The organism is Gluconobacter sp. Gdi (assembly GCF_014132155.1).
Classification (GTDB): Bacteria; Pseudomonadota; Alphaproteobacteria; order Acetobacterales; family Acetobacteraceae; genus Gluconobacter.
In genome coordinates, this window is record NZ_BLJQ01000001.1 from 520,314 (window position 1) to 537,885 (window position 17,572).

15 protein-coding genes are annotated in these 17,572 nt (G+C 58.1%); 11 read left to right on the plus strand and 4 right to left on the minus strand.

From position 1 onward, the window contains the following. Positions 1–3: 3 nt before the first annotated feature. Entirely contained in the window at positions 4–2,058 is a 2,055-nt protein-coding gene (glyS, locus tag JN414_RS02360; RefSeq protein ID WP_202206522.1) for a glycine--tRNA ligase subunit beta, read from the minus strand. Next, positions 2,051–2,929 (minus strand): glycine--tRNA ligase subunit alpha, encoded by an 879-nt coding sequence (locus tag JN414_RS02365; RefSeq protein ID WP_202206523.1) that lies wholly within the window; start codon positions 2,927–2,929, stop codon positions 2,051–2,053. The genes glyS and JN414_RS02365 overlap by 8 nt, the downstream gene beginning before the upstream one ends. A gap of 576 nt (positions 2,930–3,505) precedes the next feature. Here JN414_RS02365 and JN414_RS02370 point away from each other — a divergent pair. From JN414_RS02370 to JN414_RS02395, 6 genes are all read left to right on the plus strand, one after another. Beyond that, the gene (locus JN414_RS02370) at positions 3,506–4,273 is read left to right on the plus strand and encodes a DUF2076 domain-containing protein (protein WP_202206524.1); all 768 of its coding nucleotides are present in this window, start codon (positions 3,506–3,508) and stop codon (positions 4,271–4,273) included. 148 nt (positions 4,274–4,421) lie between these two features. Continuing rightward, positions 4,422–5,945, plus strand: coding sequence for an FAD-dependent oxidoreductase (locus JN414_RS02375; protein ID WP_202206525.1), 1,524 nt, complete (start codon positions 4,422–4,424; stop codon positions 5,943–5,945). An 81-nt stretch (positions 5,946–6,026) separates the two neighbouring features. Further along, positions 6,027–7,823 (plus strand): aspartate--tRNA ligase, encoded by a 1,797-nt coding sequence (aspS, locus tag JN414_RS02380; RefSeq protein ID WP_202206526.1) that lies wholly within the window; start codon positions 6,027–6,029, stop codon positions 7,821–7,823. 268 nt (positions 7,824–8,091) lie between these two features. Next, on the plus strand, positions 8,092–9,543 hold the full coding sequence (locus tag JN414_RS02385; protein ID WP_202206527.1) for a sugar porter family MFS transporter: 1,452 nt from the start codon (positions 8,092–8,094) through the stop codon (positions 9,541–9,543). Positions 9,544–9,662: 119 nt separating this feature from the next. Continuing rightward, on the plus strand, positions 9,663–10,310 hold the full coding sequence (locus tag JN414_RS02390) for a CPBP family intramembrane glutamic endopeptidase (protein ID WP_202206528.1): 648 nt from the start codon (positions 9,663–9,665) through the stop codon (positions 10,308–10,310). 131 nt (positions 10,311–10,441) lie between these two features. Continuing rightward, positions 10,442–10,735: a hypothetical protein gene (locus JN414_RS02395; RefSeq protein ID WP_202206529.1), complete on the plus strand. Its 294-nt coding sequence runs from the start codon at positions 10,442–10,444 to the stop codon at positions 10,733–10,735. A gap of 43 nt (positions 10,736–10,778) precedes the next feature. Here the strand turns inward: JN414_RS02395 and JN414_RS02400 are convergent, their stop codons facing one another. Then, complete coding sequence (locus tag JN414_RS02400; protein ID WP_202206530.1) at positions 10,779–11,549, minus strand: exodeoxyribonuclease III; 771 nt, start codon at positions 11,547–11,549, stop codon at positions 10,779–10,781. A gap of 4 nt (positions 11,550–11,553) precedes the next feature. Then, the gene (locus JN414_RS02405; RefSeq protein WP_202206531.1) at positions 11,554–11,898 is read right to left on the minus strand and encodes an iron-sulfur cluster assembly accessory protein; all 345 of its coding nucleotides are present in this window, start codon (positions 11,896–11,898) and stop codon (positions 11,554–11,556) included. 185 nt (positions 11,899–12,083) lie between these two features. Here JN414_RS02405 and JN414_RS02410 point away from each other — a divergent pair, with 185 nt between their 5' ends. The 5 genes from JN414_RS02410 to scpB are packed head-to-tail and all read left to right on the plus strand — an operon-like array spanning position 12,084 to position 17,568. After that, positions 12,084–13,247, plus strand: a complete 1,164-nt coding sequence (locus tag JN414_RS02410) for a deoxyguanosinetriphosphate triphosphohydrolase (RefSeq protein WP_202206532.1) — start codon at positions 12,084–12,086, stop codon at positions 13,245–13,247. Positions 13,248–13,291: 44 nt separating this feature from the next. Next, positions 13,292–15,100, plus strand: coding sequence for an arginine--tRNA ligase (gene argS, locus JN414_RS02415; RefSeq protein ID WP_202206533.1), 1,809 nt, complete (start codon positions 13,292–13,294; stop codon positions 15,098–15,100). Beyond that, on the plus strand, positions 15,097–16,212 hold the full coding sequence (locus tag JN414_RS02420) for an SPOR domain-containing protein (RefSeq protein ID WP_202206534.1): 1,116 nt from the start codon (positions 15,097–15,099) through the stop codon (positions 16,210–16,212). Before argS ends, JN414_RS02420 begins: the two co-directional genes overlap by 4 nt. A gap of 10 nt (positions 16,213–16,222) precedes the next feature. Beyond that, on the plus strand, positions 16,223–16,981 hold the full coding sequence (locus JN414_RS02425) for a ScpA family protein (RefSeq protein ID WP_086634581.1): 759 nt from the start codon (positions 16,223–16,225) through the stop codon (positions 16,979–16,981). Next, positions 16,963–17,568 (plus strand): SMC-Scp complex subunit ScpB, encoded by a 606-nt coding sequence (gene scpB, locus JN414_RS02430; RefSeq protein ID WP_202206535.1) that lies wholly within the window; start codon positions 16,963–16,965, stop codon positions 17,566–17,568. Before JN414_RS02425 ends, scpB begins: the two co-directional genes overlap by 19 nt. The last annotated feature ends 4 nt before the right edge of the window (positions 17,569–17,572 follow it).

A 17,572-nucleotide genomic window follows, 5' to 3' on the forward strand; every position in this document is an offset into this window, starting at 1 on the left:
GGCTCAGCCCTCGATCTGACCGAAATCGGCGATCAGGGCTGTGGTTGTGCGGAAGGTGGCTAGAAGCTTCAGGCGGTTAGCGCGAATGTCGGCTTCCGGAGCATTGACGGTAACAGCATCGAAAAAGCGGTCCAGCGTCAGCCGCAGGGTCGCAATGGCCTGCATGGCATCGGTGAAACGCTCGTCTTTCAGGGCTCTCTCGATCGCAGGCACGGCACTGTTCAGGCCATCTGCCAGAGCGCGCTCTTCGTCCTGCGCGTAGAGAGACGCATCCGGTGTTCCCTTATGGGGACCGTCCTTCTTGTCTTCGATGCGCAGAATGTTGGCGGCGCGCTTGGCTGCAGCGAGAAGGTTTTTGCCGTCTTCCGTCTGGATCATGTCAGACAGCGCCGAAGTACGAGCCAGAAGGCGTACAAGATCGCCGTCCAGACCGCCTGCCAGGGTGGCAGCCAGAACGTCGTGGCGCTCGCCTTCACTGCGAAGCTGAACGCGCAGACGGTCTGCCATGAAGTCCAGCAATTTGGCGAGTTCCCCGCCAGTGCGACCATTTGCCGCCTTGGCAAAGAGGTCCGTCAGATCCAGGCGCAGGCCGTTGTCACGAATAGTGCGGATTACGCCCAGTGCCGCACGACGCAGGCCGTACGGATCTCCGGAGCCGGTTGGCGTCTCGCCAATGGCAAAGAAGCCAGCCAGCAGATCCAGACGATCCGCAAGGGCCACGGCAATCGAGACAGGCGCTTTTGCCGTATCGTCGGACTGGCCGCGCGGCATGTAATGCTCGGCCACAGCCTTTGAAACGGCGTCGCCTTCGCCATCATGTGCTGCGTAATAGCCGCCCATGACGCCCTGAAGTTCCGGGAATTCGCCGACCATACCGGTCGTCAGATCAGCTTTAGACAGCAGGCCTGCGCGCTTTGCCTGTTCGATCTGCTCTCCGCTCAGGCCCATGGCAGAAGCGACAGTTCCGGCGAGGTCGGAAATCCGCTTGGCGCGCTCGCCCTGCGTTCCCAGCTTCGCATGGAAGGTCACGGCATCGAGGGCTGCCACGCGGTCCGCGAGCTTTGTTTTGCGATCCAGATCCCAGAAGTGGCGGGCATCGGCGAAACGGGCACGCAGAACGCGCTCGTTTCCGGCGATCGTCAGCTTGCCGCCATCCTTGAACGGCAGGTTAGCGACGAAGGCGAAGAACGGCGCGGCTTTGCCGTCTGCATTGCGCAGGGCGAAATAGCGTTGATTGATGCGCATCGAAACCTGCATGACTTCGGCAGGCAGGTCCATGAATGCGTCGTCGATGCGGCCCAGAAGTGGAACCGGATATTCGACCAGACCGGCGACTTCATCGACCAGTCCTTCGTCTTCCACAACCGTGATGCCCTGCTGTTCAGCCAGACGGTGAACACCGGTACGGATCATGTCGCGGCGCTTGTCCGCATCAACGATGACGGAGCGTGTTTCCAGCTCTTCCAGCCAATGATCCGCCGAACGGACTTCAAACCCGCCGGGCGCCAGAAAGCGATGGCCTTCGGACAGGTTGGAGGACTTCAGGCCGTGGGCATCGTCGCCATCGCGGGCGAGCGAGAAGGGAACGACCTTACCGTCAAGAAGGCAGGTAATGCGACGGAGCGGGCGCACCCATGAGAAGTTCGAGCCTGCACCCCAGCGCATGGACTTGGCCCAGGGGAACTTCCACAGAAGGTCTGGCACGACTTCAGCCACGCGGCTTTCCGCGCTCACGGGATCAAGCTGCTTGTTCAGAACCCAGAAGCCGTTTTCCAACGTCAGTTCATCAACTGTGACGCCATGCTTGCGGGTAAAGCCTTCAAGAGCCTTTTCCGGCGCGCCTTCACGGGGGCCACGCTCGGAGACGGTACGAGCCGGGATTTCGGCGTCGACGTTCAGGACGGTCGCGATGCGGCGGGTGCCGTAAAACGTCTGAACATCGGACGGGTTAAGGCCATCAAGAGCCTTGGTCAGAAGGGCACCGAGTTCGCTCGCAGCCTTGGGCTGCATGCCTGCCGGGATTTCTTCGCAGAACAGTTCAAGCAACAGTTCAGCCATTGGACGTCTCCTCCTCGCCAGCAAGCCACGCTTCACAGGAGGCTTTCGCCAGCGTCCGGACGCGTCCGATATAGGATGCGCGTTCAGAGACGGAAATCACGCCGCGGGCATCCAGAAGATTGAAATAATGGGAAGCCTTCAGGCACTGATCGAACGCAGGCTGTGCGACGCCAGCTTCTGCCAAACGGATGGACTCTTTTTCCGCATTGTTGAAATGCGTGAGCAGCATCTGCGTGTCGGCCAGTTCGAAGTTGTGACGGGAATAGTCACGCTCGGCCCTCAGGAAGACGTCACCGTACTTGAGGCCCTTGCCGTTGAAATCCAAGTCGTAAACGTTCTCAACGCCCTGAACATACATGGCCAGCCGTTCCAGACCGTAAGTCAGTTCGGTGGAGGGCATGACGGTCGGGATACCGCCGACCTGCTGGAAATACGTGAACTGCGTGACTTCCATGCCGTCACACCAGACTTCCCAACCCAGCCCCCAGGCGCCGATCGTCGGATTTTCCCAGTCGTCTTCTACGAATCGGATATCGTGCTTTTCGGGATCGATCCCGATGGCGCGATAGCTCTCCAGAAGCAGGTTCTGACTCTCTTCCGGTGTTGGCTTCAGCAGGACCTGATACTGGTAATAGTGCTGGAGGCGGTTCGGGTTCTGGCCATAACGACCGTCCGACGGGCGCCGGCAGGGCTGCACATAGGCCGCAGCCCATGGCTTCGAGCCCAGGGCGCGCAGGGTCGTATGAGGGGAGAGCGTTCCGGCTCCGACTTCTGTGTCATAGGGCTGCAAAATGGCGCAGCCCTTTTCAGACCAGAATTGATGAAGGCGCAGGATCAGGTCCTGAAAGCTGAGCGGCCGGGTCGCAGACAATTCAATAGGCTCCGGTTGGCAAAATTGGCCGTTACCTTACAGCCTGAGGTCCAGAACCGGAAGTGAGCGGGGTTATTGGACTGTTAGATCGTTGAAAATTCGCTGCTAGCCTTATCAAACGCCGCTTTACCGCCAGAGCTGGTGCTTATCCAGGCTGTTACTTTCAGCACGTGGGTATGTCTTCTGTCTGAGCCGCAAGGGGGGGGAGAAGGTCGAATACACATCTGCAGCAATTTCGTTCAGGGCGAAGCTCCGGCCATCACATGATTCGACGTGGCTTGCTATCGCCTTGGATGCGGCCGTGACATCGCGGATGTCCTCGTCAAATGGACGAATCGCTATGATACGGGAATGGCTGGAAAGGCCCGGGTAGCCCAAGCATGAAACTAAAGATCAGACACTGTGTTTGACTGCATGATATGCAGGTCGTCGTGAGCCTTGAAAGCAGTCAGGTGCGTTACGTCTAATTTAGTAGCAGGCGTGATGGAGCTGCAGGTCGATCCCTTGTCGATTGAGCGCTGGTGCCTCATATGATGGGGGAGAACGTAACTTCTTCGTCTGGAAGGATCAAAGACGATGAACAACGAAGAACGCGAAGTCATTTCCCGCTTTATCGGCCGTGTTGGTGGTGCGCAGCAGGGGGGGGGCTTCAGCCAGCAGCAGATGCCAGCTCTTCCGCCGATCGACCCTGAGGCTGATCGCTTCATTGCTGATAACTTCCAGAAATATCCGGAAGCCCGTTATCGCGTGACGCAGATGGCGGTTGTGCAGGAAGCAGCGCTTGCTCAGGCACAGAACCGTATCCGCCAGCTGGAATTTCAGCTTCAGCAGGCGCAGCAGCAGCTCCAGCAGGCTCAGCAAAGCCGTCCATCCGGAAGTGGCGGGCTATTTGGTGGTCTGTTCGGCGGTGGCAACAACAACCGCCAGCAGGCTTCTGCTCCGCCTCCGGGCTGGGGAGCGCAAGGCGGCGCCATGCCTCCGCCAAACTTCCAGCCGCAGCAGCAGTATGGTTATCCGCCAGGATATCAGCCGGGCATGTTCCAGCGCGGCGGGTCAGGCTTTCTGGGTTCCGCTCTCACCACGGCTGCCGGCGTGGCTGGCGGCATGATGGCAGCGAATGCGCTTGAAGGTCTGTTCAGCGATCATCACGGTGGTGGTGATGCCGGTGCTTTCGGCGGTGGTGGCGAAACCATTATCAACAACAACTATGGTGACGCTGGTTCCGATCCCTTTGGTGGCGCTGGAACGGATGCTGGCGGCGGCTTCACGGATTCCGATTTTGGCGGCGCTGGAGGAGACTTCGGCGGTGGCGGAGACGGTGGTGGCTTCGACGACATGTTCTAAAGGCGCACAATGTTACGCCTAAATAGACGTCGCATCACAAAAACCCGTCGGGCTTAGTCCGGCGGGTTTTTTGCTGTCTGCCAACCTGGGTGCCTATACTGCGTTGGTTTTTGTAACGAGATTTTCCACTATTTTCAGGGGCTGTCCGATGAGCACCAATGATTTTCGCGACCTAGTGGCCTTCAAGGATCTGGAAGAGGGACAGATTGCCTCTTTTTCCATGGAGGGCACTTCGGTTGTTCTGGTGAAGGACGGCGAGGAGGTGCATGCCCTGGGTGGCAAGTGCCCTCATAAAGAAGCGCCGATGGAGCAGGGCGCGTTCTGCAAGACTGAAAAAGGCAGTGTGTTGGTCTGTCCTTGGCATAAGGCAGTTTTCGATGCAGTGGATGGCAGCCTTGTAGAGCCGCTCGCTCTTGAGCCGTTACCGCGTTACCCCGTGGAAATTGTCGATGGGCGGGTGCTGGTCGGAACCAACCCTACGAAAAGGGATATGCCGTCGGCGCATCAGGAAGATGAAACGGTCCTGATCCTTGGTGCAGGTGCTGCGGGAGTGATGGCTGCGGTGACACTTCGTCAGGGAGGGTTCGCCGGAAAAATCACGATGGTGACGGAAGAGAAACACCGTCCGTATGATCGGACTGCATTGAGCAAGACTGTATTGCTGAGTGAGCCGGAAAAGGCCCATGCCCCCTCGCTGCGGAGCGAGACTTTTTATGGGCAGCATCGCATCAGTGTGAAGCACGCAACAATTCTGACCTTTGATCCAGCCTCGAAGACAGCGGAATTGTCAGACGGAACGAGCCTAACTGGCAATCATGTTTTGATCGCAACGGGTGCGCGTTCAAAGCGTCTGGATATCCCTGGCTCAGATTTGAAGCGCGTCTTCACGCTGCACCGGGAACAGGATGCGGAAGACATTGCCCGTGTTGTTGACCCGGACCAGGCAGTGACCATCATCGGAGCAGGTTTCATTGGGCTGGAAGTCGCCTCATGCCTGCGGCAGCGGGGAGTAGGGGTCACGATTATCGCCGATACCGATGTGCCGATGGAAAAGCATTTTGGTCGGGAGATCGGAACGCGTTTGCGGCAGTTGCATGAAGAAAATGGCGTGGCGTTTGTCTCTGACGCGAAGGTTGTGAAAATCTACGGAGACAAAAAGGCGGAAGGGGTGGAACTGGAGGACGGTATGAAGCTGCCAGCCTCTTTCATTCTGGCTGGCATCGGAGTAACGCCCGTAACGGACTTTGTGCAGGGGCTGGACCGGGATGATGACGGAGCAATCGTCGTAGATCATCTGATGCGGGCTGCTCCCGGTGTTTATGCGGCAGGTGACGCGTCTGCGATCCTGCATGAAGGTAAACCTCGGCGAATCGAGCATTGGCGCCATGCGCAGGTGCAGGGGCGTATCGCTGCCTTGGCCATAATGGGACATGAAACAACCCATCTGCCAACGCCCTGGTTCTGGACGCAGCAATTCGGAAAGAAAATTGAGTTGCTTGGCTGGGGCGAGAGCTTCGATAACGTCAGCCTTGAAGGGGATATCAAGGGCTTCAGCTTCCTTGCGACCTATCTTAAGGATGGAAAGCTCGTTGCGCTGGCGGGCGCGGGTCATGCGTACGACATGGCCAGAGCCGCCGTCGATTTCGAAGGTTTTGTGCAGGAAAAGGTCTGAACCGCGCACGAAGCTTGACATGAGCGGGCCGTCCCGGCTTCCTGCGCCCACTTATCCGCCAGGACGTTGAAGAGGCCCGACATGCATCCATACCGCACCCATGACTGTAGCGCCCTGCGTGAACAGGACGCCGGACAGACCGTCCGCCTGTCCGGCTGGGTGCACAGCAAGCGCGACCATGGTGGCCTGCTGTTCATCGATCTGCGTGACCATTATGGCGTGACCCAGGTTGTTATCCCGGCTGGCACGGACCTGCTGGAAAAGGCCGAGCGCCTTCGCGTTGAGAGCGTCATTACCGTCACCGGTAAGGTTGTGGTCCGTCAGGGTTCCCAGCGGAACCCGAACCTGCCGACGGGTGACATCGAAGTTCTTGCAGAAGAACTCGAAGTGCGGTCCAACGCGGCTGTTCTGCCATTTCAGGTGGCCGGTCAGGAAAACTATCCTGAAGAACTGCGCCTGAAGTACCGCTACATCGATCTCCGTCGCGAGAAGATGCATCAGAACATCCTGCTGCGCAGCCGGGTCATCACCAGCCTGCGCCAGCGGATGATCGCGCAGGGCTTCACCGAGTTCCAGACCCCTATCCTGACGGCGTCTTCCCCTGAAGGAGCTCGTGACTTCCTCGTGCCGGCGCGTCTGCATCCGGGCAAGTTCTACGCGCTTCCGCAGGCTCCCCAGCAGTTCAAGCAGCTTGCGATGGTGGCGGGTTTCGACCGCTACTTCCAGATTGCTCCGTGCTTCCGCGATGAAGCCTCACGCGCCGACCGTAGCCCGGGTGAGTTTTATCAGCTCGACTTCGAGATGTCCTTCGTCACTCAGGAAGATGTCTTTACGGTTCTGGAGCCGGTTCTGGCTGGCGTGTTCAATGAGTTCACGCCGGAAGGCTGGAAGATCACGGACGGCGCATTCCCGCGCATTCCGTATGCTGACGCCATGCGCGATTACGGCTCTGACAAGCCGGATCTGCGTAACCCGTTGATCATCAAGGACGTGACAGATGCTTTCCGGGATTCCGGTTTTGGTCTGTTCGCCAAGATTGCGGCTTCCGGCGGTCAGATCCGTGCGATCCCGGCACCGGGTGCGGGTGATCGTCCGCGTGGTTTCTTTGACAAGCTGAACACCTGGGCCCGTGAGAGCGGTGCGGGTGGTCTGGGCTACATCATTTTCGAGGCAGAAGGCGGTAAGGGCCCGATTGCCAAAAACCTTGAGGCTGAGCGCGTCGAGAGCATCCGTGAGATCTGTGGCCTGAAGGCTGGCGATGCCGTGTTCTTTGCTGCGGGCAAGGGTGACGAAGTTGCCAAGTTCTCCGGCGTTGTCCGCACCAAGGTGGCAACGGAGCTGGACCTGATCGAGAAGAACGCGTTCCGCTTCTGCTGGGTTGTGGACTTCCCGATGTTCGAGCTCAACGAAGAGACGGGTAAGGTGGACTTCTCCCACAACCCGTTCTCCATGCCGCAGGGTGGCCTGGACGCGCTGAACACGCAGGACCCGCTGACGATCAACGCCTATCAGTACGACATCGTCTGCAACGGCGTGGAACTGTCGTCCGGCGCAATCCGGAACCATCTGCCGGAAGTCATGCTGCGCGCGTTCGAGATCGCAGGCTACGGCCCGGAAGTTGTGGAAGAGCGCTTTGGCGGCATGCTGAATGCCTTCCGCTACGGCGCTCCGCCGCATGGTGGTGCTGCTCCGGGGGTGGACCGTATCGTGATGCTGCTGGCTGATGAGCCGAATATCCGTGAAGTCATTCTTTTCCCGCTGAACCAGAGCGGCGAAGACCTGATGATGGAAGCACCGGCCCCGGTTGAGCCAGCGCGTCTGAAGGAACTGCATCTGGCACTGGATCTGCCAAAGCCGAAGCCTGCCGTCACAAAGTAAGCCTTCCAGCTTTCGGAACGGAAAAGCCGATGCTCCTGATGGAGTGTCGGCTTTTTATTGGAGATAAGATTGCGGTGGGTCGGTATAAAAATCACTAATCAAGAATTTTATCAGTATCAAACCAACCTGATTTGGTAGAGTTTTTGAACTGTATTTGTGTAAGGAATGTATCTCTGAAGAAGGGTGGAATATGATTTCATTGATGGAAAACTTTTCCATGGAACGACCGTTTCTGTAGCTATCTGTAGCGATCAAGAAAGGTTTTTCGGTGAGTAGCTCCCTTCCGGAACGAGATGGCGTCACTGTGCAGGGTCGGGTGCAACAGGGGCGGCGAAATGCTTTTCTTTTTGCTGGTGCAGCCGGCCTGGCCGGTTTGATGTTCGGGCTAGATACCGGTGTCATTGCTGGGGCCCTGAAATTTATGGGGGCAGACCTTCAGGCCAACGAACGCGCGCTGGAATGGATCGTCTCTTCCCTGATGCTTGGAGCTGCGGCTGGCTCGTTACTCGCCATTCCGCTGTCTCATCATCGAGGGCGCCGCGGAGCGATGTTTTATGCAGGATTACTCTTCCTGCTCGGCACGGCCCTATGTTCGCTGACGTCTTCCATCCCCGTCATGATTGCAGGGCGTGTCTGTCTGGGGCTGGGGGTTGGTTTTGCCTCTTTTTCGGCCCCGCTTTACATCGCTGAAATCACGGAAAAAAGCCGACGCGGCAAGATGATCTCGATGTATCAGCTTGTCATTACAGCAGGCATGCTGCTGGCACTGCTATCAGACAGTCTGCTGTCTTATGGCGGCCATTGGCGGTGGATGCTCGGAATTCTGGCTGTTCCAACAGTCGTTTTCATTCTCGCAACCTTACAGGTTCCCTATTCTCCGCGCTGGCTAGCCATGCGTGGGCGTCGACAGGAAGCCCATACGGTTCTGCAGAAGGTGCGTGGTTCCAAGAAAAGGGCGACGGAAGAACTCAACCGCATTGAAGAAAACCTGCGCAAAACAGAGGGGAACGGGTTTGCTCTGCTGAAGTCTTCTTCGGGGTTCCGAAAGACTTTTGCTCTAGGAATTGGTTTACAGATTTTTCAGCAACTCGCGGGCATCAATATCCTGATGTACTACGCACCGCATATTCTGGAGCATCTGGGTTTCTCCACATCGGCTGCCGTCTGGTGCACAACGCTGCTTGGACTGGCCAATATGGTGTCAACGTTTGCCGCTATTGTTCTGATTGACCGTTGGGGGCGGCGCCCTTTGCTGCTTGTCAGCACTGTCGTGGCCTCTCTAAGTCTCGGCGTGTTTGGAACTCTGCTTTACCTGCATGTTGGCGGGATGTTCGGACAGATCGCTATTGTCAGTCTGCTTGTCCTGTTCATTCTTGGATATGCGTTTGGGGAAGGTCCCATTCCCTGGACAATGTGCACGGAAATTCAGCCGCTGCAGGGACGGACTCTCGCAATCGCCTGTTCCACATTCGCCAACTGGATCACGAACTGGCTGATCAGCAACGTCTTTCTGTCTGTCATGGGGGCGATTAACGACTATGGCGTGTTCTGGCTGCTGGCAGGCTTCAATGCGGTTTTCTTCGTGATTGGCTATGTGTTTGTGCCAGAAACCAAAGACTGCTCGTTGGAAGATATCGAGCAGCGGGTCGAAGCGGGAATGCCCTTGCGGGAAATTGGTCAGCCAAGTCGTCCCGAGAAGGCCTCTCCTGCGAACTGGTAGGAGGCAGAGTCACTGTCTGCATGATCGGCCATCGTGGTTTCGGTTTTTGGGTTGTGCTGTCATGGGGAGGGATCCTGTGAGATCGTGAGGTGTGACAGAGTCTTTTGGAAGATCCCGGTATGTCCTCTTCTCATGGTCCCTCTATCCTAAATCGACTTCGTTTAGGGACGGAATTTCTGGCCCTTTACGGAGGTGGCCCTCTTCTGATTTTGATGGAGCGGCGAGCCGGGCTTTTGTTCGGGCTGATCTGGATCGCTGCTTTGCTGGCATTTGTCTGGATGCGGCAAGATCGGCCTGAACCGCATCAGTTTCCATTTGAGGTGCGGGGTATTCTCGTAAGATTTGCGGTTCTCGCGCCGCTTGTTGTGTTGCTGGCATGGTGTCTGTGGCCGGACACTTTTCTCAGCCTGCCACGGCAAAAGCCACTTTTCTGGCTGATGATCATGGGGTTGTATCCTCTGTTGTCCGTCTGGCCTCAGGAAGTTCTGTACCGGGCATTTCTTTTTCGGCGTTACAGCGTTGTCTTCGGATCAACAGAACGAACGGTTCTTGCGAGTGCTGTGGCTTTTGGGTTCGCACACGTCATTTTCCTGAACTGGATTGCTGTTGTCATGACCACGCTGGGTGGTCTGATCTTTGCCCGGGATTACGGGCGGCACCGGTCATTGAAGCTGGTCTGTCTGGAACACAGTCTTTACGGGTGTCTGATTTTTACGGTCGGGCTAGGACGGTTTTTCTACACCGGCGCTGCCTGGCATCATGGCTAAAGTATTGAAACGACTGTTGCATATTGCAGCAGAGAATCTTTTTTCCGCCACAACTCCGCCTGATCACTGCCTTGTGAGGGCAGCAATGTAGCACTCCTACGCAGCGCCTTTTGTAAGAGGAGTGAGACGCTATGTTGAAACATCTGTCGGGCTTGCTCGCCGTGTCGGCGCTTTTTGTCGGAGCCATGGCTCTGCCACCCATCAGCGGAACGGCCCAGGCTCAGTTCGTTCCTTATCAGGGCCCGTATCGCCAGACGCCGCCTCCACCGCCACATCCTCCCAATGAGAGGATTCCGCCGCATGCACGGACCATGCAGTGGGTCCCGGGGCAGTGGAAATGGGTTGGAAATGGCTATCAGTGGGTGCCAGGCCATCTGGTTCGAGTGCAAGCCCATAGGCCGCCGCCATACTCGCCGCGGGGTTAAAACGGAAAAGCCGCTCCTTGAAAGGGAGCGGCTTTTTTGTGGCTTACCGGAGGGTCACAATCACCGGAACATGGTCTGAAGCTTTTTCAGCCGAACGCTCGTCACGGTCGATCGTGAACGAGACAAGCCGTTCGGTGACGCGTGGGGAGAGCAGGGCGTGGTCAATGCGCAGACCTGAGTTCCGTTGGAATGCGGCGGCCTGATAGTCCCAGAATGTGTAGTGACGACCCGCTGGGTGAATAGCGCGTAGAGCGTCTGTCAGACCAAGCCATTGCAGGCGGTGGAAGGCTGCGCGGGTTTCCGGTCGCACCAGCGCATCAGTAGGCGACAGAGCCTTGGGCGCGAGATCTTCATCTGTGGGGCAGACGTTATAATCTCCGATGAAGGCGAATGACTTTTCGCTTTCCAGAAACTCTTTCCCCCGGACCGCAAGAGCCTCAAAGAACGCGAGTTTTTTGCTGTAGCCATCTTCTCCGCCGGAGTTTCCGTTGGGAAGGTAGAGGTTACCAATCGTCAGACCATCAAGCTCACATTCAACATAACGAGCCGTGGGGTCATCGAAGCCGGGCAGGGTGTGCGTTGTAACGTCAAATGGGCGGCGGCCAATGAACGCTACGCCATTGTAAGCTTTCTGGCCTGTCGTGGCGACGTGATAGCCTGCGTCCTTGAAAACCGCCGGGAACTGGCTGTCCTCACACTTGATTTCCTGAAGGCAGAGCAGGTCGCACTCCGGATGACGCTCCAGCCAGTCCTGAACGAGATGCGCGCGGGCGCGGATGGAATTGATGTTCCAGCTTGCGAAGGTAAAGGACATTCGATCAGACCAGCGAGAAGCTTGTACCGCAGCCGCAAGCTGAGGCTGCGTTGGGGTTCGTGACCGTGAAGTGCGCCCCCATCAGCTTGTCCACGAATTCCAGCTCGGCGCCTTCAAGCAGATCGAGGCTGGTTTCATCGACATAGACAGTCGCGCCATCGCGTTGGATCAGAACGTCATCATCGTTCTTCGTGCGATCCAGCTTGAACTGGTATTGGAAGCCATTGCAGCCTCCTGCCAGAACAGCGACGCGCAAAGCCAGCCCCTCGGGTTCCGGCTGGGCGGAAATGATTTCCATGATCCGTGCCGCCGCACTGGCAGACATGGTGAAGGAAGGGGTTTCGGACATTGCTCGTTCCCGGTTTCTGGAGGGCTGCTGAAAGGCAGGACGGTTCTGGTCCTGATTATATGGTCAGACTGGGGTCAGGGGCAAAGGGGTAGAGTTGCGCTGAAGGGAGCCTGTCGTAGAATGAGGCGTTTGATCCAGCAATTAGAGTGCTTTCCGCGCCTAAGGATCATCAGGGGAGTGTGTTGATGCCTGCCATCTATGCGGTTCAGGAAAAAGGTGCGCGAGGCCGACTCTACCCGGAGACAGAAAGCCCTGTCCGTTCTCCATGGCAGCGGGACCGGGATCGCGTCCTGCATTCCGCCGGCTTCCGGACGCTTCAGTACAAGACGCAGGTGTTTATCAATCATGAAGGTGATTTCTTTCGCGCCCGTCTGACCCATTCCCTGGAAGTTGCCCAGATTGCCCGTTCGATTGCCCGAAGCCTCGACCTGAATGAGGACCTGACAGAAGCGCTCGCGCTAGCCCATGACATGGGTCACACGCCGTTTGGTCATGCAGGAGAAGATGCTCTGGCTCTTGCCATGCAGGATTGGGGTGGTTTCGATCATAACACGCAGTCCCTTCGCCTCGTGACGTCGCTTGAGACGCGCTATCACGCTTTCGATGGCCTGAACCTGACATGGGAAACGCTGGAAGGGCTGGCGAAGCACAACGGCCCGGTAAAGCGCCCAACGCCGTATCTGGCTGAATATGATGCGCGCCATCATCTTGATCTCGGCAGCTATGCGTCAGCGGAAGCGCAGGTTGCAGCCATGTCAGATGATATAGCCTATCATGGGCACGATCTGGATGACGGGCTAAGAGCCGGTCTTCTCACGTTCGACGACATTGAAGATCTTCCCCTGGTGGGTGATGCGCTTCGGGCGTCGCGTGAGATGGAGCGTCGCACGGGGCGCGAAGCGATGGATCAGGCACAGCGTGTCCGTCATGAGACAATCCGCGTGGTGATTAACGCCCTCGCGACGGATCTCACGGATCAGACGCGCCGCAATCTTGAGGCTCTTGATCCGCAGTCCGCGGATGATATTCGCCATGCCGATCATGCGGTTGTGGCGTTCAGTCCCGAGATGCGGGAAAAGAACAAGGCTATTCGCAAATTTCTTTATGCCCGCATGTATCGCCACTGGCGGGTTAATCGCATGGCGCGTAAAGCGAAGATCGCGCTGGCTGAAATCTTTACGATCCTTTCAGAAGAGCCGGGCCTTCTGCCAGACCCGCTCAAGGATCGTGCCAAGGCCGCAGATGATATGGAACGTCGGCGTCTGGTGGCCAATTATATCGCCGGAATGACCGATCGTTTCGCGATGGAAGAACATCGACGGTTGACGGACCTCTCCGTGCTGGGCTGATAAAGCCCCTCCAAGACGATACAGGTTACAGGAATCGAGCTGAAATGGTCGCTGCACCCACTGCCCATACGACTGACTGCCTTTTTGCCCGCGCCAGAGACCAGGTGTGCGAGGCGCTGCGGTCCGTTGTCCCCGGCCTGCCGGAAGAGGTGGTGCAGCGCGTTGAAGTGACGCCGCCGCGTGACCCGTCCCATGGCCATATGGCGACCAATGCTGCTTTGCTGGCCGCAAAGCCTGCCAAGCGCAAGCCAGCGGAGATTGCGGCAGAACTGGTACAGAAGCTCGCCGACCTGCCAGACATAGATCATGCTGAAGCCGCCGGTCCTGGTTTCGTGAACATGACGCTGAAGCCATATGTCTTGCAGGGCGTGGCGAAAGCTGTTCTGGAGGCCGGTGAAGCCTTCGGTCGTTCCTCGATCGGGCAGGGAACGCGCGTCAATGTTGAATATGTCTCCGCCAACCCGACTGGCCCAATGCACGTGGGTCATTGTCGTGGCGCTGTGGTGGGGGATGCGCTTGCAAACCTGATGCAGGCGGCAGGCTACAAGGTCACGCGCGAATACTACATCAATGACGCCGGAACGCAGGTTGTTGCACTGACATGGGCAACTTACTGGCGTTACCTGCAGGTTATTGGCACGGACATTGATGCTGACACGTTCAGCCCGCTGACCCCGAATGGTTTGCAGTATCAGGGTGACTATCTGATCCCGGTTGCCAAGAGCATTGCTGAAAAACATGGTCGCGCTCTCGCCAACGATGATGGCAGCCCGGCTGATCCGTCTGTCTGGTTCGATATCATCCGCGCTGAAACGCTGGTGCAGATGATGGCCGCAATTCGCGAGGATCTGGAAGGGTTGGGCATCTCCCATGAAGTCTTCGCCAGTGAAGCGGAAACGCTGGCGAGCGGACGGGTTGATGCTGCGATTGCCAAGCTGGAAAGCAAGGGCCTGCTTTATGAAGGCGTGCTTGAGCCACCCAAGGGCAAGACTCCCGAAGACTGGGAACCGCGCCCGCAAACCCTGTTCCGCTCTACCGATTTTGGGGACGATCAGGATCGTGCACTTCGCAAATCTGACGGCACCAACACCTATTTTGCCAATGACATCGGATATCACGCTCAGAAGGCCGAGAACTCAGACGTTCTGATTGACGTGCTCGGTGCGGATCACGGCGGTTATGTCTCCCGCATGCGCGCTGCAATTTCGGCGCTGACGGATGGCAAGACCGGCTTTGAAGTCGTGATGTGCCAGATCGTGCGCGTTGTGAAGAACGGCGAGCCCGTCCGTATGTCCAAGCGTGCGGGCACGTTCGTGACGCTGCGCGATCTGCTGGATGAAGTTGGACGTGATGCCGTGCGCTTCACGATGCTGACCCGTAAGGCCGATGCGCAGATGGAATTCGATCTGGACGCTGTTGTCGCACAGACGCGTGATAATCCGGTGTTTTACGTTCAGTATGCTCACGCCCGCTGCCGCTCGGTTCTGCGTTCGGCAGAAGCGATGTTTGGTGCTGCATCCGTGACGCCTGAAGCGCTGGCAATTGTTGATCTTTCCGGTCTGTTGTCAGACGTGGAACTGGCCGTTCTGCATCGTATCGCGTCTTTCCCACGTTCTGTCGAAGCGGCTGCTGCAGCGCGTGAACCGCATCGGATTGCAACGTATTGCATTGATCTGGCGTCTGATTTCCACACACTGTGGAATCGTGGACGCGAAGACACGACCCTGCGCTTTCTGCATGAGAACGATCGTGAGACGAGCTTGGCAAAACTGGCGCTTGTTTCTGCGATTGCCGGCACCCTGCGTTGCGCACTGACCATTCTTGGCGTTGTGCCAGTGGAGGAAATGCGATGAGCCCTGACAGCGAGAATAATCGCGATTTCCGGGATCCGGGTGATTACGGCGCGGGACCTTCTTCTCCCCGCCCGTCGTCTGCCCCGCGTGCGGAGCGTGAGCGCCTGAGCAACGACTACGATGATGACGCCCCACCGCGTCGTCGTGCGGCGGCAGTGCCGGAGACTGCGAGCCGCGCCGGTGGCCTTGCGTCCCTTCTTGGCAGTGATCCGGCGACGCGAAAGCTTGTCGGTGGCGCCATCGGCATCGGCGCCGTGTTGCTGCTCGCTGTCGGGGGATGGTCTCTGACGGGAGGCCATCACGGCGGAATTCCCATTATTGGCCCACCGCCAGGCCCTGTGAAAGACGTTCCAACCGATCCGGGAGGAATGCAGATCATGGGGAGTGATAGTGGCGATACGGATCTGACAGGCAACGGGGAAGCGCATCTGGCTCCGGGACCGGAGCAGCCGGACGCGAAGGCGCTGGCTCGTCAGTATGGTGTGCAGCCCGGGACGCCTCCTGCGGCTCAACCGGACAAGCCAGCAGCGCCCGCTGACGCTACGCCTCCTGACGGTGCGGCTCCTGCTGCTCCAGATGCTGCAACAGGCAAGGATAAGACTGCCGCTGAACCGTCGGCTGTGCCTCCCGCGGCTCCTGAAAACAAAGACGCCGCTTCAGCGCCTGCGGACGCCGAGACGCCTGAAGAGGCTCCAGCGCCCAAGCCGGTTCCAGCCCTCAAGCCGCAGCCTAAGGCCCCTGATGCGCCTGTTCACAAGGCTGTTCCGCCCAAGCCTGTGCAGAAGCCCCTCCCAGCCCCTGTGGCTGAGCCAGAAAATGCTGTTCCTCAGCCGAAAACGGCTGCTGCTCCGAAGGCTGAGGCTGGTGGTGCACGCGAAGTTCAGCTTGCCGCGCTCGACAGCGAAGCCGCAGCGCGCAAGGAGTGGGACACACTGCGCCATCAGGCACCCGGACTGTTCGCAGGTCACTCACCGCTCTTTGAGAAGACTGCTCATGGGGACAAGACGTTTGTGCGGCTGCGTATTGGTGGCTTCGCGGATCTGAAGGCTGCCCGGGCGTATTGCGTGAAGCTGCATGCACAGTCCATCGCCTGCACTCCGGCACAGTTCTGAGAGACCGGGCTTGAGCGAGGTTCTGCATCTGACGCTGGACGGGTTTGAGGGGCCGCTGGATCTGCTCCTTGACCTCGCCCGGTCCCAGAAGGTGGACCTCGCAAAAATCTCGATTCTTCAGCTTGTCGAGCAGTATCTGTCCGTTGTGGAGCAGGCTCGCGTGGAGGCGAGGGCATTGCGGCTTGAACTGGCAGCAGACTGGTTGGTGATGGCAGCGTGGCTGGCCTGGTTGAAGTCCAAACTGCTTCTTCCTGCAGAAAATAATGGGGAAGATGCCGAAGAAGCGGTGGAGCAGCTTCAGGAGCGTCTGTTCGAACTGGAACGTATGCGGGCGGCCGCAGCCTGGCTCATGAAACAACCCAGGCTTGGTATGGATGTGTTCCGTCGCGGTGAAGGGGAAGACCACACCGAGATTGACCGTTCGGGTCTGCGAGTGGACTTGTCAGCGCTGATCACGGCTTATCTCTCTGCCCGCAGGCGCACGAACCGCAAACGTGTCTATGCGCCACGCACCCGCCGGTACTGGAGCGTGCAGGATGCGTTAGCCCGTCTGCGCCGCATGCTGGGCACAGATGCCGTGGCTGACTGGCAGACGCTGACGTCCCTTCTGCCCGAACATCTGGGGGAAGGGCTGGAAGCTGGTCCGTATGATCGCAACGCCGCTCTTGCGGGAACGCTCCTCGCAGGACTGGAAATGGCTAAGGGTGGTGCGGTGGAACTCCGACAGCCAGAGGCTTTTGCTGAAATTGAATGGCGGGCAGTCTCGTGATGTCGTCCGATATGGAGCGCGCCTGCCTGCTGGTGGAGGCGCTTGTTTTTGCAAGCCCTGAGCCGGTGCGCCTTTCCATCATTGCGGACCTTCTGAGGACACAGGGTCTGAAAATCGCGGCCGCGGAAGCTCTGGTAGCCGTTGGGGAGCGTTATGCGACCCACGCTATCGAGCTTGTTGAAGTGGCCGGAGGCTGGCAGTTTCGGACGCGCGCTGAATATGCGTCTGCGCTGACCAAGATCGTGGAGAAACCCCGTCGGCTCAGCCGGGGGGCGATGGAAACGCTGGCAATTATTGCGTATCACCAGCCGTGCACACGGGCAGAAATTGAAGCGATCCGTGGTGTATCCCTGGGGCAGGCTATTCTGGATGCGCTGCTGGAAGATAGTCTGATTGCGCCGAAAGGCCGAAAGGAAGTGCCCGGGCGTCCCGTTCTTTGGGGAACGACACCCATCTTTCTGGAGAGTTTCGGACTGCCCGATATCGGGTCATTGCCGAAGCGTGAAGACTTCCTGCTGGACAGGGCTCCCACTGAAGCAGCACCGGATGCGTCTTCACCCGTAGGCGAGACTGACGGGAAGGGCTAGGATT

Excerpts from the sequence above, each read along its gene's own strand:
- glyS (WP_202206522.1), bottom strand. The coding sequence starts at position 2,058 with ATGGCTGAACTGTTGCTTGAACTGTTCTGCGAAGAAATCCCGGCAGGC.
- JN414_RS02370 (WP_202206524.1), top strand. The coding sequence starts at position 3,506 with ATGAACAACGAAGAACGCGAAGTCATTTCCCGCTTTATCGGCCGTGTT.
- JN414_RS02375 (WP_202206525.1), top strand. The coding sequence starts at position 4,422 with ATGAGCACCAATGATTTTCGCGACCTAGTGGCCTTCAAGGATCTGGAA.
- aspS (WP_202206526.1), top strand. The coding sequence starts at position 6,027 with ATGCATCCATACCGCACCCATGACTGTAGCGCCCTGCGTGAACAGGAC.
- JN414_RS02390 (WP_202206528.1), top strand. The coding sequence starts at position 9,663 with ATGTCCTCTTCTCATGGTCCCTCTATCCTAAATCGACTTCGTTTAGGG.
- JN414_RS02395 (WP_202206529.1), top strand. The coding sequence starts at position 10,442 with ATGTTGAAACATCTGTCGGGCTTGCTCGCCGTGTCGGCGCTTTTTGTC.
- JN414_RS02400 (WP_202206530.1), bottom strand. The coding sequence starts at position 11,549 with ATGTCCTTTACCTTCGCAAGCTGGAACATCAATTCCATCCGCGCCCGC.
- JN414_RS02405 (WP_202206531.1), bottom strand. The coding sequence starts at position 11,898 with ATGTCCGAAACCCCTTCCTTCACCATGTCTGCCAGTGCGGCGGCACGG.
- JN414_RS02410 (WP_202206532.1), top strand. The coding sequence starts at position 12,084 with ATGCCTGCCATCTATGCGGTTCAGGAAAAAGGTGCGCGAGGCCGACTC.
- argS (WP_202206533.1), top strand. The coding sequence starts at position 13,292 with ATGGTCGCTGCACCCACTGCCCATACGACTGACTGCCTTTTTGCCCGC.
- JN414_RS02420 (WP_202206534.1), top strand. The coding sequence starts at position 15,097 with ATGAGCCCTGACAGCGAGAATAATCGCGATTTCCGGGATCCGGGTGAT.
- scpB (WP_202206535.1), top strand. The coding sequence starts at position 16,963 with ATGGCGGGCAGTCTCGTGATGTCGTCCGATATGGAGCGCGCCTGCCTG.